The organism is Maritalea mediterranea (assembly GCF_021568695.1).
Lineage (GTDB): Bacteria > Pseudomonadota > Alphaproteobacteria > Rhizobiales > Devosiaceae > Maritalea > Maritalea mediterranea.
Window position 1 is genome coordinate 636,513 of sequence record NZ_JAKGTI010000001.1, and the last position, 14,132, is coordinate 650,644.

Below are 14,132 nucleotides of genomic sequence, written 5' to 3' on the forward strand. Positions count from 1 at the left end.
ATCAGCTTCCTAAAACGGTTCGTTCATGAACACGCGTGAAGAACTCATGAGCATGGCGCTGTTGCCATTGAGCGACCCCAGCCGAAAGCCCATAATATTCAGAATGGTGGGCCACTTGTAATGAGTTTCCACCAGTACAACTTCGTTTCGGTCTCCGGGTTCAAATCGGCTTGCCCACACCCAATCGCCATCTTCATCGACCGGACTATTTGTCTGCGCGCTTGAAAAGCTTTCGATCACCTGCACCCGTATGCGGAGTTGATTGCAATCGAACAGGCCGAAAGTCTTGTCGCAAATCTTTGCGCGGAATTCCGGTATTTCATACCCCTTCGACTGTGCTTCTCCAGTTCGCACGACACGGGTGGCATCGTGCACAGCGCTATCCAAAACCTGTGAAGCCAACAACACGACGCCCGTTTCCAGGATTGCTCCGATAACTGCAAAAAAAGGAAGGGCAAGTAGGGCAAATTCGACAACGGTCACCCCGCTCTCATTCTCATGAAAGCGCCTGTGCCGTAATTGCTTATATGCGCGACGACATTTACGTGCGAACGACATCACTTGACCCTTGCTTTTAATATCAAAGCATAGCCTTTTGAGCTTACCGAATTCTTTCAATCAACTTCATTATTGCATGCAAATGCAATTATTCTGCTGCATTCTCTACGATGGATTTCGAGCCAGCGACTTGCCCGAGATAGTCCACATCGTCTCCCATCATCAAGGCGGGACCACACTCAGGTGTGCAAGACACGCTGTTCCGTTGCAAGCCATTGTAGATCAGCACCAAATTGTCCTGCTGCGCCACAACCTCAACTTTTAGGTCCGCAATAGGATTGCCAACCGCATCCAGTGCGATCAGATTGGTGTGGCCAAAGGTTTTACCTGTCAAAACAATGGTTTCAGGATCCTGAATGGTCGCGTCAGCAATGGCAGGGTTGCCGATCACCACAGTAGACGCAGCGGATGGTAGACGCAGAATGCGGGCCATGTTGACTTGTACATCCACTTCGCCTTTTGGGTCTGCCGCCAGACTTGCACTTACATTGGAAAAAGCCAACAGGCCAGCGGCCATTGCACCGGCAACCAGCCAGGAACTAAGCGCTTTCATCTTATATCGGCCAAGCATGACATTAACCCTTTGTTTAGCAAAACTCTTTCTGCATCATCGGATAGAATGGTGAACAAAGTGCAAATACAAATGACGGTTTTGCTTTGAGCCGCTTTGGCCGAGCTTAATTATATAGCTCAATGAAACAATCGGGCTGACTTATCGCTGCATTGTCATTTCTGGTTAGGTCAATGAAATCAAGGGTTGTTTTCACCAACACATAGAAATTCATAAATATATTTCCTTTTAACCACTTGATAATCATAAATATATCAAGTCGGGTTATTGCTGATTGCAAGGTTTCAATTAACACAATTTCAAGACTCGAAGCCTAACGTTGGCCTGGAGTTCGATGGTGAGGATCGGACAATTTCTAGTCACGTTGTGTCGTGACGACGAGCAAGGAGCAAACAAATGAATCTGGTAAAACGTTTTTTGAACGATGAGTCCGGCGCGACAGCAATTGAATATGGCCTGATCGCCGCACTTATCGCCGTGGTTATCATTGGCGCCGCAACAACTCTCGGTGACAATCTCAGCGCAACATTCGCCGAAATTTCAGGCCAATTGGTTGCTGCTGGTGGCGATAGCTAAGTTTTCGTCGCAAAGCAATTTAGAAAAGGGAGGCCCGCCGGCCTCCCTTTTTTGTGTCTATTTACATTTGGCTAATCTTAAAGCCGCACATTAGCCGGAATTGAAATTTGATGAACTGGCAATGATGAACACACTTATACTTGCGATTTTCCCGCTCATGATGGCCTTTTGCGCAGCGTACGACCTTTTGACCATGCGCATCCCGAATTGGATTTCTCTCGTCCTGATTGTCGCTTTCGTGGTGGCCGCGCTTGCAGGTGGCCTAGCCTGGGCAGCCATTGGTACCCATTTTATCGCTTTTGGCATTGCGCTCGTTGTTGGCATCTTACTATTTGTTCCCGGGTGGATTGGCGGAGGCGACGCGAAATTTGCCGCGAGCACGGCGCTGTGGATGGGCACGAGCAGCGCTGTGCCATTTTTACTTTACGCAGCAATTGCAGGTGGGGTCCTTACGATCCTTATACTCGCATTTCGTCATGTGATTAATCCTGCTCAATTGCCCAAATGGCCGTGGTTGCTCAAATTGCATGATAAAAAGGTTGGCATTCCCTATGGCGTTGCCTTGGCAATCGCCGGCTTGATCGTCTTTCCCCACACGGTGATTTTTACCGTACTGGCAACGATCTAAATCCTTAAAATCATGAAACTTTTCGTTAACTCTAATTGACAAGGCTCCATTAACCAAACCTTGACCCTTTAGTTCGATACTACCCGAGAATATTTGCGCCCATTGCGCGCAAAACAGTGAGTTTAACCGGGGAAATCGAAATGAAGCCGGCGCGTTTGATTCTAGTATTGGTCGCACTTGTAGCGGGGGGCTTAGCCGCATTTTTTGCTTTGAACACAGGCAATAGACCAGAGCCTGCTCCGCAGATTGCGGAAGAGGAGCCTGTCCAACAAGTCAGAGTTTTGATTGCCAGCCGCTCAATCGGTGTCGGCGAGTATCTGACCCCCTCCGCAGTGTCTTGGCAAGTCTGGCCCGAGGACGCCATTCAACCCGAATTCATTACTGATGATCGTCTACCTGATGCACCACAGCAAATGGAAGGCACAATATCTCGATTTGAGATTTTCGCGGGCGACCCGATCCGTGAGGCAAAGCTTGTGCGCTCGGCGCAAGGCTATCTGTCTGCTGTCATCGGCAAAGGGATGCGCGGCGTGTCGATCGAGGTCTCTGCCGAAAGCGGCGCTGGCGGCTTCATCGTGCCTAACGACCGTGTTGACGTGGTGCTCACCCAAATAAGCAATTTAGGCGATACATCACAAACCATTTTGGAAAACGCGCGTGTTTTGGCAATCGGCAAAAAGCTGGGGGAAATTGGCGAAAATTCAGGTGCAGGTAACGGTGAGCAGGCCCGTCCTGAAGCATTTGAAGATAAGACGATTGCCACTCTGGAACTTACGCCCCGTCAGGCAGAAGCTTTGATAAATGCCTCTAAATTCGGCGAACTTTCGCTGGTGCTGCGGTCAATCGTGGACTTTGTCGATGGGCCGGCAATCGGCGGCAAGACGGACCAAGCGAGTGTACGCCTTATTCGGGCAGGCAAGCAAAGTAACGCTGTTGCCAATTTGGAGAACAACGAAGCTGATGCAGCAGCAGAGGCTTCGACGCAACCAAGCGCTGACATGCCAGTGTTCTCGACTACATCAGAGTATTCGAATGTGCCGGGGGCACCATCATCGGGACCGGACGATAGCGGCCCCGTGCTGGTGAAGGAGTAGTAGAGATGTCGAGTATTGCGCAAGCCGTACTAAAACCCGTTCAAGCAGCGACGCTGGGGAAAGTGATGAAGAAAAACATAGTTTTGCTGGCTTTATTGGCAATCGTCAGTCTGTGCAGCGCGCAAGCTGCCTTGGCAAATGCAACGATGCGCATCTCCGCAAACCAAATTGGTCAGACTTATGCGGTCGAGATTGGCCAGAACAAATCCTTGATTGTTGATCTCCCCGTCTCCGCTAAAGAGGTAATTGTTTCTGAACCCACCATCGCCAATGCCATTATACGCACCAAGCGGCGTGCCATCATCCAGGGCCGGAACAGCGGTGATACAAACGTCATTTTCCTCGATGTAAAAGGCAACCCCATTGCGATACTTGACGTAACTGTCGGCCAGTCTGGCGGCGGTTTGGAGCAAACACTCGCACGTTTGCTGCCAGGGTCTTCCATTCAGGCCACGATGGCCGAAGATCGTGTTGTCTTGTCGGGGTCAGCGCAAAGCGATGATGATGTTCAAAAAGCCATCGCCATTGCCCAACAAGTCAGCAACAATGAGGTCGTTTCGATCATCAATATTGCGGGCTCTCAGCAAGTTATGCTGAAGGTCATCGTCGCAGAAGTTCAGCGTGAAACTGTAAAACAGTTGGGCATCGATCTGAATGCCAGCCTGAATGTCGGGGGCGTAGCGACGTCTCTCCTCACCAGCCCGGGACTTGGCGGTGTGTCCAACGTTGTGGCTTCGAATTCTGGAAATTTGGGCTTCTCGTTCGGCAATTTATCCGTTGACGCCACCATCAGGGCTTTGGAGCGTCGCGGCGCATTGCGCACGTTGGCCGAGCCTACGCTCACTGCGATTTCAGGCAAAAGCGCTGAGTTTCTCGCGGGTGGCGAATTCCCCGTGCCTGTTGGCTATGATGACGGTGAGATTACCTATGAGTTCAAAGAATTTGGGGTAGAGCTCAACTTTACACCTACCGTGCATTCCAACAATGCCATTTCTCTGGATGTGGAGACCAAAGTCTCTGAGCTGAACGCGGAGGGCGGTTATACCGCTGGCCCGGTTAGCATTCCCGCAACCAAGGAACGCCGCGCCAAGACTTCAGTCAAACTGCCGTCTGGCGCCACATTGGCGCTCGCGGGTCTGATTGAAGAAAAATCGCGGCAGCGCTTCAACGAAGTCCCTGGCCTCGGGAAAATACCGGTTCTGGGCGCATTGTTCCGGTCCAGAGACTTTGTGCGGGCAGAAACAGAATTGCTGATTCTGGTCACCCCTTATCTTACGGCTCCCGGACACCTGAACGATTACACCTTGCCGACCGACAAAATGGAATTTGCGGGTGATGCGGAAGCCGTGTTCTTGGGGCAAATGGAAAAGCTATATGGCGTTGGCGATGGTCCGAAAGGGTTGGACCTCAAAGGCGGCGTTGGCTTTGTTTTGGATTGATCGTGGCACGAAACGAGTTGGAAATTTAGATTATGTCAGATGATATTCGTCAAAATATTAAGGGCACGTCGGATATTCCCTCGGGTGCGCGTTTGGTGCCACATATCACCATTCAAGCGTTTTGTGAAAATGCGATGACCGCCCAGTCTGTCGAGTGTGCGGTCAATGATAGACGTATGCACAAAGTGGCGCTGACCACCCACAATGGGGGGATAGAGGCAGCGGTGGAGACCTACAAAGTCAATCCTACGCCAAACCTGATCATCATAGAGTCAAACCTTTCTGGTAACGATTTGGTGGCAGCGCTGGATCGGTTGGCAGAGGTTTGTGACGCCTCCACCCGTGTGATTGTAGTGGGCAACGTCAATGATGTGGAACTGTATCGGCGACTGATCCGGTATGGCGTGTCAGAATATATGGTCACGCCTGTAGAGACACCCGCCCTCGTGGAAACCATTGCGGACCTGTTCGCCTCGGACGGGGCAGAGCCGATCGGGCGAACCATTGCCTTTGTGTCGGCCAAAGGGGGTGCCGGATCATCCACGATTGCGCACAACACGGCTTGGGCATTGAGCCAGCAGGTGCGGCGTGATGTTTTGATCATGGATATGGATTTGCCTTTCGGCACAGCTGGGTTGAATTTCAATCAGGAACCGCCGCACGGCATTGCCGATGCTGTTTTCTCCAATGACGATGTGGATGATGTTGTTATCGAACGGCTTATGTCCAAATGTGCCAACCATATCAATCTTCTCACGGCGCCGGCCAACCTGAACCGCGATTATGACTTCCACGAGGAAGCATTCGAATCCATCATTGAGATTTGCCAGAAAAATATGCCGTTGGTGGTGCTGGATTTGCCCCATACCTGGAACGGATGGGTGCGCCACACCCTTTCCACCGTCGATGAAGTTGTGCTTGTGGCCGAACCCGATTTGGCCAATCTACGCAATGTGAAATTTATGATGGACACGCTCAAATCCTTGCGCATGTCTGAAGCTGAACCCGTTTTGATGATGAATAAAGTTGGCGTGCCTAAGCGGCCCGAATTGAGCACATCTGAGTTTGCCAACACCATTGAAGTGGATATTTTTGCAGAAATTGCTTTTGAGGCAGCCCTTTTTGGCACGGCAGCCAACAATGGGCAAATGATCGCAGAAGTGAACAGCTCACACAAAATCAATGATGCTTTTAACGCTTTGGCCCGGCGGGTAAGTGGTCGTGATGGTGTCGCCACCCAGGATGCTGCAGGGCTGTTGCCGGGCATCTTGAAGAAATTAAAGCTGGGATAATCCACGATTAGCGTGAAGTAAGGTCAGTTATGTTTGGGAAACGCACAAGTTTTGGCGGAAATACAAATCAGCAGCAGGCAAAGCCCAAGCCGCAGCCTAATCCTGCGCCGAAACCGGCGCAAAAGCCTTCATCTGAAAAGACTGCCCAACGTCCGCAGGCCGGTCAAACCCCGAACCTGAAAATCAATAAGCCAAAGATCGGTCAGGAAGAAGTCGTCGACGTCGATAAAACGGCCAAAGACAGAGGGGTAGATTCCGAATATTACAAAACCAAATCCTCGGTCTTCAATGCCCTGATAGACTCGATTGATCTGAGCCAATTGGCGACTATGGAGCAGGATTCTGCCCGCGAAGAAATTCGCGACATTGTGTCTGAAATCATCACCCTGAAATCCATCGTGATGTCCATTTCAGAACAGGAGGATCTGCTCGAGGATATTTGTAACGATGTATTGGGTTATGGCCCCCTCGAGCCGCTGCTGGCCCGTGATGACATTGCCGATATTATGGTCAATGGCGCCGGCCGGACCTACATTGAGGTGGACGGCAAGGTGCGCCTGACCAATGTGCGCTTCCGCGACAACTCGCATTTGATGAATGTGTGTCAGCGGATTGTGAGCCAGGTCGGCCGTCGTGTGGATGAATCGAGTCCCATTTGTGACGCCCGTTTGCCCGACGGTTCGCGTGTGAACGTCATCGCCCCGCCACTGGCCATTGATGGCGCCTCGCTCACCATTCGTAAGTTTAAAAAAGACAAGCTTACCCTGGATCAGTTGGTGAAGTTCGGTTCGATCTCGCCTGAAGGTGCAAAAGTTTTGCAGGTGCTGGGCCGGGTCCGTGCCAACATTTTGATTTCAGGCGGTACCGGGTCAGGTAAAACCACTTTGCTGAACTGTATGACCGGCTTTATCGAGTCTGACGAGCGGATCATCACCTGCGAAGACAGTGCAGAATTGCAGCTACAGCAGCCCCACGTTGTGCGGTTGGAAACACGCCCGCCCAACCTTGAGGGGGAAGGTGAAATCACCATGCGTGACTTGGTGAAGAACTGCTTGCGGATGCGTCCGGAGCGGATCATCGTGGGTGAGGTGCGTGGCCCCGAAGCATTTGACTTGCTGCAGGCCATGAACACAGGTCACGATGGGTCCATGGGCACTCTGCACGCCAACTCACCCCGTGAAGCCTTGAGCCGTTTGGAATCCATGATCACAATGGGCGGCTATTCACTGCCCTCCCGCACCATTCGCGAGATGATCGTTTCATCTGTTGATGTGGTCGTACAGGCCGCGCGCTTGCGCGATGGCTCACGGCGGATCACGCATATATCTGAAGTGCTAGGCATGGAAGGCGATGTCATCGTCACTCAGGATGTGTTCCTTTACGACATCATAGGCGAAGACGCGAACAGCAATCTGATCGGGCGCCACCGCTCCACCGGCATCACCAAACCGAAATTTGCCGAGCGCGCGCGTTATTACAATGAAGAACTGAATCTTGTTGAGGCCCTGGAAGCAGCGGCTGTCAGCGATGAAGAAGCAAGAGGTTAGTGATGTCACCTTTAATCCTCTTCTTTCTAACAGCCATTGCAATCGGTGCGATAGGCTTGGCATTGGTTCCCGGTGTGGCAGGCAGTGGCCGCGCCGGCAAACGCATGAAAGCGCTGCGACAATCTGATGGGCGTAGCGTGCGCGGTCGGCAGCGGGGTCGGGCCGAGGCCGATGGGCAAAAGAGTCGCAACAAGCGGCGTAAGTCGTTGCAAGAGGTTCTTGACGAGCAAAATGAAACCAACAAGAAGCGCAAGAAAAAAACACTCAAAAAGCGTCTGATTCAAGCAGGCATGAAAGGAAATGTAGCCGCGTTCTACCGCTACTCGGCTATTTTGGGTGTGATCGTGTTTCTGTTCACTTGGTTGACCGGCGTGCCACTTCATTTTGCAGTGGTATTCGGGGCTTTCGGGTTTTACGCTCTACCGAGGTGGTATTTGGCGAACAGAACCAAGAGCTTCCGCGCAAAATTTTTAGATGAGTTTCCCAACGCCATCGAAGCCATTGTGCGTGGCGTGAAAGCGGGTATGCCGGTCAACGAGTCCATGAAGGTGGTGGCGTCAGAAGCCAAGGAACCGGTCAAGACAGAGTTTATTCGCGTTGTCGAGCAACAATCAGTCGGCAAAAATATGGGGGAGGCCATTACCATTATGTTTGATCGTCTTCCCATCCCCGAAGTGAACTTCTTTGTGGTTGTGATCACGGTGCAGCAACAATCGGGCGGTAACCTATCGGAGGCACTTGGAAACCTCGCGACAGTTTTGCGAAACCGGAAAAAGATGAAGGCTAAGGTGAAAGCCATGAGCTCTGAAGCCAAGGCTTCCGCAGGCATTATCGGGGCACTGCCGTTTGTGGTCGCAACCTTGGTTTCCTTTGTGAGCCCAAGTTATCTGTTGCCTTTATTTCAAACCCAAATTGGCAATGTTTGGCTCGGGGCAGCAGGTTTGTTGATGGCGATGGGGGTGTTTGTGATGTACCGCATGGTCCAGTTTGAATATTAGCAGCAGCTGAAAGTAACCATATGGAAACGCTCATTGATACACTCACAGATCGGCAATTTTTGGTCGCGCTCTTAGCAGCTGTTTCTGCAGCGGCGATTGTGTTCACCTTTGGGGCTCAGTTTGCTGACAGCAAAGATATGAAAAGCCGTATTCGCAGTGTTGCGAGCGAGCGGGAGCGGCTCAGAACCGATGAACTGGCACGGCTGCGCGGCGAGGACAAGAAAAGTCAGGCCAGCGCACGCCGGAAAGATCTGATCCAAAATATTGTGGAGCGGTTCTCGCTGAAAAAGGCGTTTGCGGACGAACAGACCACGCTTAAACTGGCCCAAGCCGGGTATCGCGGACCCAACGCGGTCATGACCTATGTGTTTTTGCGCTTCACCATTCCGCTTGCTGTATTTGCGATCGCATTTTTCTATTTGAAGTTCATCATTCTTCCCGATGCACTTTTGTTTTTACAGATCACCTATGCCCTGGGCGCGGCCATTTTATCCTCCTACCTGCCTGTAATTTTGTTGACCAACAAGATCACCAAACGCCAGCAATCAATCCGGCGTGCCTGGTCAGATTGTTTGGACTTGATGTTGTTGTGCGTTGAAAGCGGCATGTCCATTGAGGCCGCGTTTCAAAAGGTTTCGCACGAAATCGTCAGCCAAAGCCCCGAATTGGGGGAAGAGATGTCCCTGACCACCGCTGAATTGAATTTTCTAGAAAGCCGCGCCAAGGCCTATGAGAACATGGCCAAACGCATCAATCTGGATGAGATCAAGGCGGTCATGACCGCGTTGATTCAATCAGAGCGCTACGGCACTTCAGTCGGCAGTTCACTGCGGGTGATGGCGGAAGAAGGTCGCGACATGCGCATGATGGAAGCTGAAAAGAAAGCTGCAGCCTTGCCACCGAAACTGACCGTGCCGTTGATTTTGTTCTTCTTGCCGGTATTGTTTATTGTAATTATGTCACCAGCCATGATTTCAGTGATGGGCTAGGTCACTGTTGCTCTGACGACGTGGCTGATCTCAGACTATGAAATAAAATAGGGGCCTTTCAAAGGCCCCTTTTTATCGCATAGTGAAGAGAACTGAGCTGTTTTACGAACTGCCCTTGATCCGATCCCACTTGTTCTGTTGGGTCAATAGCGCGCGGATATAGGCCATATTGGCCTCGACATCTTCCGCAGGCAGCTCTCTGGCATAAAGGCTGCGGGCCTCGTCAAACCGCCCCTGCAACCCCACCACCAGGGCAAGGTTCAGCCGGACTTTGCGTGTTGATTGCGGCATGGAAACGGCGCGCCGCAGCGCTGCCTCTGCCTGATCCAACTGATTTGACATGGCATAGGACAAGCCCAAATTTGCATAGAGCGAAGGCTGGTTTGGCGCGATCACAAGTGCCTGATTATAAAGTTCACGCGCCCGTGCATTCTGTCCCATCTGGTCGTAAATTGCGCCTTTTACGCTCAGGGCATTCCAGTTGGGTCGCTCGGGACGGATGGTAGCCTCTAATATATTCAAGGCGCGGTTAAATTTGCCATCAGCAGCCAATGCCTTGGCATAAGCCAACGCGATTTCTTCGTCATTCTTGTGCTGCAACCGGGCCTGTTCCAGTACGGAAACGGCCTGACCGGTTTGGCCGATGGCCCGCAAAGCGGCCGCAAAGTAAATGGCCGTCTGTTTGTTGGGCTTTTGTTGATATTTGGCGCCAAGATCCTGCACTGCCGCATGTTTGGCCTCGTTGGACATGCTGGAGAAATCCGGTGTGGCTGTGCCGCCGCCAGCACCGCGTGGGGAGGCGCAGGCATTCAATGCAACCGCTGCCACACCAGCCAAGGCCAGCAGCTTTAACCTCTGCAACATGCTTTTTTGCTGAATAACCATGCAAACCTCTGCACAAATAGGGTGGTGCGCGATCAACGCCATCCTCTATGCAATAAATCATTAACCCTAATAGTCGGTTAACTCGCCATGCAGAATGCAGCGCCGTGAGGGTTTGCAAAGCCATTCGCTTCGCGTTAAATCTTGCGCGAACCAATTCAAATGAAAGCGGTCATATGTCTGATTCCCATCCCATTTCGGTTTATTGTCTGTGGCAGAATGAAACTCTGCCCAACATGTTGAATGCGCAGCAAAAAGCCTGGGCAAAGGCCCACAAATTTGAGGGTAAAAAGGGCGAGTTGGTCGCCCTGCCCGATGAGCAGGGTGAACGGGTGGCCTATCTATTCGGCATGGGGGAGAAAAAGGGGGCAGACCCTTTTGTAACCGGGCTCGCCGCTACAGCTTTGCCTGAGGGGCAGTATGAACTGCACGGCAATTTTGAGAACGCCACACTGGCGGCTGTCGGGTTTAGATTGGGGGCATATGATTTTGATCAATTCCGCAAATCACCAAAAAAAGTTGAGCTGAGCGGGTTGGCTGGCGCCGATGCAGACGAGGCCGATTTGCTGGTGGAGGCGGCAACACTCGCCCGCGACTTGACCAACCGGCCTGCCAACGACCTGACACCCGAAACCTATGAGAAGGAAATTCGTGACTTTGCAAAAAGCCATGGTGCCAAAGTATCTTCGATCGTCGGCGATGATTTGCTCAAACAGAACTTCCCCATGATTCATGCTGTCGGGCGCGCCGCCGCCGAGGCACCGCGCCTACTGGATTTCACATGGGGCGATGAAAGTGATCCCAAAATCACCTTGGTCGGCAAGGGCGTGGTGTTCGACACGGGCGGGCTGGATATCAAACCCGCCCCGGCGATGCTGCTGATGCGCAAGGATATGGGCGGCTCTGCAAACATTTTGGGCCTCGCCCACGCTGTGATGAAAGCCAATCTGAAAGTTCGCCTGCGCGTGTTGATCCCCGTGGTTGAAAACTCGATTTCTGGCAATGCCTTCCGCCCCGGCGATGTGCTTAACTCGCGCAATGGCATGACGGTTGAAATCGGCAATACCGATGCCGAAGGCCGTCTCGTGCTCGCTGATGCCTTAAGCCTGGCTGATGAAGAGAACCCGGAAATGATTATCGATATGGCCACACTGACCGGCGCGGCCCGCGTCGCGGTCGGGCCAGATATTGGCGCCCTTTATTCAACAGACGATGGGTTGGCGCAAGAGTTGGTGGCCAAAGGCAAAGCCAACTCCGACGCGCTGTGGCAACTGCCTTTATGGGACGAGTATGATGCGCTGCTGAAATCCAATATCGCTGATGTGAACCACATTTCGAACGGGCCGTTTGCCGGCTCGATCACGGCGGCATTGTTTCTGCGCCGCTTCGTGAAAAACGCCAAAAGTTGGACACATATGGATATTATGGCTTGGTCGCCGGTGGCTCGTCCCGGGCGCCCGATGGGGGCCACCGAGCAGGGCCAGCGCGCCGCCTATTTTATGCTGAAAGAACGCTTCGGCAAAAAATAGCCGCGCCCGCCTAATAGCCTTGAGCGGGGTCGACGATATATTTCAACGCGTCGCCTCGCTCAAACAGCTCCAATTGCTCTGCCACCAGATTGACCCCGCCTTCAAATGAGGAAATAGCGGCAATATGGGGCGTGATATAGCAATTGTCCAAGTCCCAAAGCGGACTATCCTTAGGCAGTGGCTCTGTTTTAAACACATCAAGACTTGCAGCGCCTAAAGTGCCATCCCGCAAACATTCCACCACATCATTTTCGTCCTGATGTCCGCCGCGGGCAGCGTTGATCATCACTGGGCCATGCGGCAGCACATCGCGGCGCAGTTTTTCAAAGGTCTGACGGCAAAGAATATCTCGCGTGTCGTCAGTCAATGGCAGCAAGTTGACTAAGATGTCCGTGTCCGCCAAAAAGCGGTCAAACTGTTCCAGGCCCGCATAAGATTGTACACCGTCTATCTGTTTCTCACTGCGGCTCCAGCCATTCACTTGATAGCCGAGCATAACCAGCTTTTCCGCGGCGTCAGCACCCAATTGGCCAAGTCCCATAATGCCCACGGCAATATCTGTCGCCGGGGCAGGGTAATATTGTGTCCAATAGTGAGCGCGTTGTTCCTGCCGATAGTGCGTCAACTCGCGGTGATGCATGGTGACATTGGCGATCACATAGTCGCTCATACATTGGGTCAGCGTATCATCTACAAAACGGGTTATCGGCACATTTTTCGGCAAGTGCGGATGCTTTAAAATGGGATCAACACCGGCGCCCAACGAAAGAATGACCTTTAGATTCTCCAACCCGTCAAACACATCATCGCGCGGCTTCCATACATAAAGATAGGTAATCTCTTTCGGGTCGAACTCATCTGATGAGGTGACAATCTTACGGTTTGGCATTTTGGCGCGAAACGCATCGGCCCATTCCTGTTCATCAATGCCGCCCAAATGCACCAAAAGCGTCATGCCAAATCTCCAATCTTGGGGTGAAACAAAAAAGACCGTGCCTTTATGACACGGTCTTTTCAATGCTTTCAAGCGTTTGGATCCAAGCTTAGTTGCTTGCATCGCCTTCGCTGGATTCTTCTTCCGCCGCTGCTGCTGGCGCTGAGTCTTCTTCGTCAGCGCTCATTTCTTGTGCAGCATCTTCCGCATTATCTTCCATCACTTCTTCAGTGGATGTTGCGTCAGCGTTCACATCTTCTTCTTCAATCACCGCTGCATCTTCAACAGCAGGGAAGGGCACAGGATTTGAATCCAGCGTTTGCATATAGGCCAACAGATCGGCGCGATCTTCTTCTTTTCTCAGGCCGTTATAGCTCATTTTGGTGCCTGGTGCGTATCCTTTTGGATCCTCAAGGAAGGCATTCAGTGCTTCATATGTCCACACTTTGCCCTCGGCGCCCATTTGGTTCAAAACATCGGAATAGGAAAAGTCGCTCACGCCACCAATTGTGCGCCCCACAATGCCATAAAGCGCTGGGCCAACTTTGTTGGCGCCACCTTCTTCAAAGCTGTGACAAGAGGTACATTTCTTCGTGACGTCAAGGCCGTCTTCTGCGGATGCTGCAACCAGCAATTCCGCCAATGGCACGGTTTCTTCTTCAACCTCGGCCACTTCAGCGCCGCCAGCTTCTGGCTCAGGCAAGGTATATCCACCTCCTGGGCCAGCTTCTGTGTGGTAGATCGCCTCTGACAAGAAGCCAATGCTAAATACAAACACAAGGGTGCCCAATGCAGCCCCGATAAATTTTTCCAGATCAATCCGATTCATTGTTCAGCTTTCTCCGCGTCGCTTCCCCGCCAGCGACAAATTCCGCCTGAGTCCGTCTTTGCGGTGACAAAGAGGACCAATTGATTCTTTCACACATCATAAGAGGTGCTTTTGCGCGCGGACCTTATCCATAAGCCGCTTTTTGCGCAACTCCCTTATCGCCATCTGCGACATTTCGCATGAAATTTTCCCAATTTTCCAGCAATAAACCCGCTTCAATTGACTTCATGAAGAAAAAAAATGAATAGTGCGCGGCGAAAAATCAA

At 51.9% G+C, this 14,132-nt stretch carries 14 protein-coding genes; 9 read left to right on the forward strand and 5 right to left on the reverse strand.

The features are described 5' to 3' along the window. Positions 1-9: 9 nt before the first annotated feature. On the reverse strand, positions 10-618 hold the full coding sequence (locus tag L1I42_RS03065) for a TadE/TadG family type IV pilus assembly protein (RefSeq protein ID WP_236113032.1): 609 nt from the start codon (positions 616-618) through the stop codon (positions 10-12). A gap of 28 nt (positions 619-646) precedes the next feature. Further along, entirely contained in the window at positions 647-1,111 is a 465-nt protein-coding gene (locus L1I42_RS03070; protein WP_236113033.1) for a pilus assembly protein N-terminal domain-containing protein, read from the reverse strand. Positions 1,112-1,525: 414 nt separating this feature from the next. On the opposite strand from L1I42_RS03070, the gene L1I42_RS03075 reads away from it, so the two are divergent. The 8 genes from L1I42_RS03075 (at position 1,526) to L1I42_RS03110 (ending at position 9,692) form a co-directional block, all read left to right on the forward strand. Then, positions 1,526-1,705 (forward strand): Flp family type IVb pilin, encoded by a 180-nt coding sequence (locus tag L1I42_RS03075; RefSeq protein ID WP_236113034.1) that lies wholly within the window; start codon positions 1,526-1,528, stop codon positions 1,703-1,705. A 121-nt stretch (positions 1,706-1,826) separates the two neighbouring features. After that, complete coding sequence (locus L1I42_RS03080) at positions 1,827-2,333, forward strand: A24 family peptidase (RefSeq protein WP_236113035.1); 507 nt, start codon at positions 1,827-1,829, stop codon at positions 2,331-2,333. Between the two features lie 140 nt (positions 2,334-2,473). Next, positions 2,474-3,427: a Flp pilus assembly protein CpaB gene (gene cpaB, locus L1I42_RS03085; protein ID WP_236113036.1), complete on the forward strand. Its 954-nt coding sequence runs from the start codon at positions 2,474-2,476 to the stop codon at positions 3,425-3,427. A 65-nt stretch (positions 3,428-3,492) separates the two neighbouring features. Beyond that, the gene (locus L1I42_RS03090) at positions 3,493-4,866 is read left to right on the forward strand and encodes a type II and III secretion system protein family protein (RefSeq protein WP_236113037.1); all 1,374 of its coding nucleotides are present in this window, start codon (positions 3,493-3,495) and stop codon (positions 4,864-4,866) included. Positions 4,867-4,898: 32 nt separating this feature from the next. Then, on the forward strand, positions 4,899-6,158 hold the full coding sequence (locus tag L1I42_RS03095) for a CpaE/TadZ family protein (protein WP_236113038.1): 1,260 nt from the start codon (positions 4,899-4,901) through the stop codon (positions 6,156-6,158). A gap of 29 nt (positions 6,159-6,187) precedes the next feature. Then, positions 6,188-7,705, forward strand: a complete 1,518-nt coding sequence (locus L1I42_RS03100) for an ATPase, T2SS/T4P/T4SS family (RefSeq protein WP_236113039.1) — start codon at positions 6,188-6,190, stop codon at positions 7,703-7,705. Positions 7,706-7,707: 2 nt separating this feature from the next. Continuing rightward, positions 7,708-8,703, forward strand: coding sequence for a type II secretion system F family protein (locus L1I42_RS03105; protein WP_236113040.1), 996 nt, complete (start codon positions 7,708-7,710; stop codon positions 8,701-8,703). Between the two features lie 20 nt (positions 8,704-8,723). After that, positions 8,724-9,692: a type II secretion system F family protein gene (locus L1I42_RS03110; RefSeq protein ID WP_236113041.1), complete on the forward strand. Its 969-nt coding sequence runs from the start codon at positions 8,724-8,726 to the stop codon at positions 9,690-9,692. 102 nt (positions 9,693-9,794) lie between these two features. On the opposite strand, the gene L1I42_RS03115 is transcribed toward L1I42_RS03110, so the two are convergent. Next, positions 9,795-10,577, reverse strand: a complete 783-nt coding sequence (locus L1I42_RS03115; RefSeq protein ID WP_236113042.1) for a tetratricopeptide repeat protein — start codon at positions 10,575-10,577, stop codon at positions 9,795-9,797. A 173-nt stretch (positions 10,578-10,750) separates the two neighbouring features. On the opposite strand from L1I42_RS03115, the gene L1I42_RS03120 reads away from it, so the two are divergent. Next, a complete protein-coding gene (locus tag L1I42_RS03120; protein WP_236113043.1) occupies positions 10,751-12,103 on the forward strand; it encodes a leucyl aminopeptidase family protein in 1,353 nt (450 codons plus the stop codon). Positions 12,104-12,113: 10 nt separating this feature from the next. Here the strand turns inward: L1I42_RS03120 and L1I42_RS03125 are convergent, their stop codons facing one another. Then, positions 12,114-13,058, reverse strand: a complete 945-nt coding sequence (locus L1I42_RS03125; RefSeq protein WP_236113044.1) for a 2-hydroxyacid dehydrogenase — start codon at positions 13,056-13,058, stop codon at positions 12,114-12,116. Between the two features lie 88 nt (positions 13,059-13,146). Further along, positions 13,147-13,866 (reverse strand): c-type cytochrome, encoded by a 720-nt coding sequence (locus tag L1I42_RS03130; protein ID WP_236113045.1) that lies wholly within the window; start codon positions 13,864-13,866, stop codon positions 13,147-13,149. Positions 13,867-14,132: the final 266 nt, after the last annotated feature.

What these genes read in the sequence shown, in the direction of transcription:
- L1I42_RS03070 (WP_236113033.1), bottom strand. Translation starts at nt 1,111, where the DNA reads ATGAAAGCGCTTAGTTCCTGGCTGGTTGCCGGTGCAATGGCCGCTGGC.
- L1I42_RS03075 (WP_236113034.1), top strand. Translation starts at nt 1,526, where the DNA reads ATGAATCTGGTAAAACGTTTTTTGAACGATGAGTCCGGCGCGACAGCA.
- L1I42_RS03080 (WP_236113035.1), top strand. Translation starts at nt 1,827, where the DNA reads ATGATGAACACACTTATACTTGCGATTTTCCCGCTCATGATGGCCTTT.
- cpaB (WP_236113036.1), top strand. Translation starts at nt 2,474, where the DNA reads ATGAAGCCGGCGCGTTTGATTCTAGTATTGGTCGCACTTGTAGCGGGG.
- L1I42_RS03090 (WP_236113037.1), top strand. Translation starts at nt 3,493, where the DNA reads ATGAAGAAAAACATAGTTTTGCTGGCTTTATTGGCAATCGTCAGTCTG.
- L1I42_RS03095 (WP_236113038.1), top strand. Translation starts at nt 4,899, where the DNA reads ATGTCAGATGATATTCGTCAAAATATTAAGGGCACGTCGGATATTCCC.
- L1I42_RS03100 (WP_236113039.1), top strand. Translation starts at nt 6,188, where the DNA reads ATGTTTGGGAAACGCACAAGTTTTGGCGGAAATACAAATCAGCAGCAG.
- L1I42_RS03105 (WP_236113040.1), top strand. Translation starts at nt 7,708, where the DNA reads ATGTCACCTTTAATCCTCTTCTTTCTAACAGCCATTGCAATCGGTGCG.
- L1I42_RS03110 (WP_236113041.1), top strand. Translation starts at nt 8,724, where the DNA reads ATGGAAACGCTCATTGATACACTCACAGATCGGCAATTTTTGGTCGCG.
- L1I42_RS03115 (WP_236113042.1), bottom strand. Translation starts at nt 10,577, where the DNA reads ATGGTTATTCAGCAAAAAAGCATGTTGCAGAGGTTAAAGCTGCTGGCC.
- L1I42_RS03120 (WP_236113043.1), top strand. Translation starts at nt 10,751, where the DNA reads ATGTCTGATTCCCATCCCATTTCGGTTTATTGTCTGTGGCAGAATGAA.
- L1I42_RS03125 (WP_236113044.1), bottom strand. Translation starts at nt 13,058, where the DNA reads ATGACGCTTTTGGTGCATTTGGGCGGCATTGATGAACAGGAATGGGCC.
- L1I42_RS03130 (WP_236113045.1), bottom strand. Translation starts at nt 13,866, where the DNA reads ATGAATCGGATTGATCTGGAAAAATTTATCGGGGCTGCATTGGGCACC.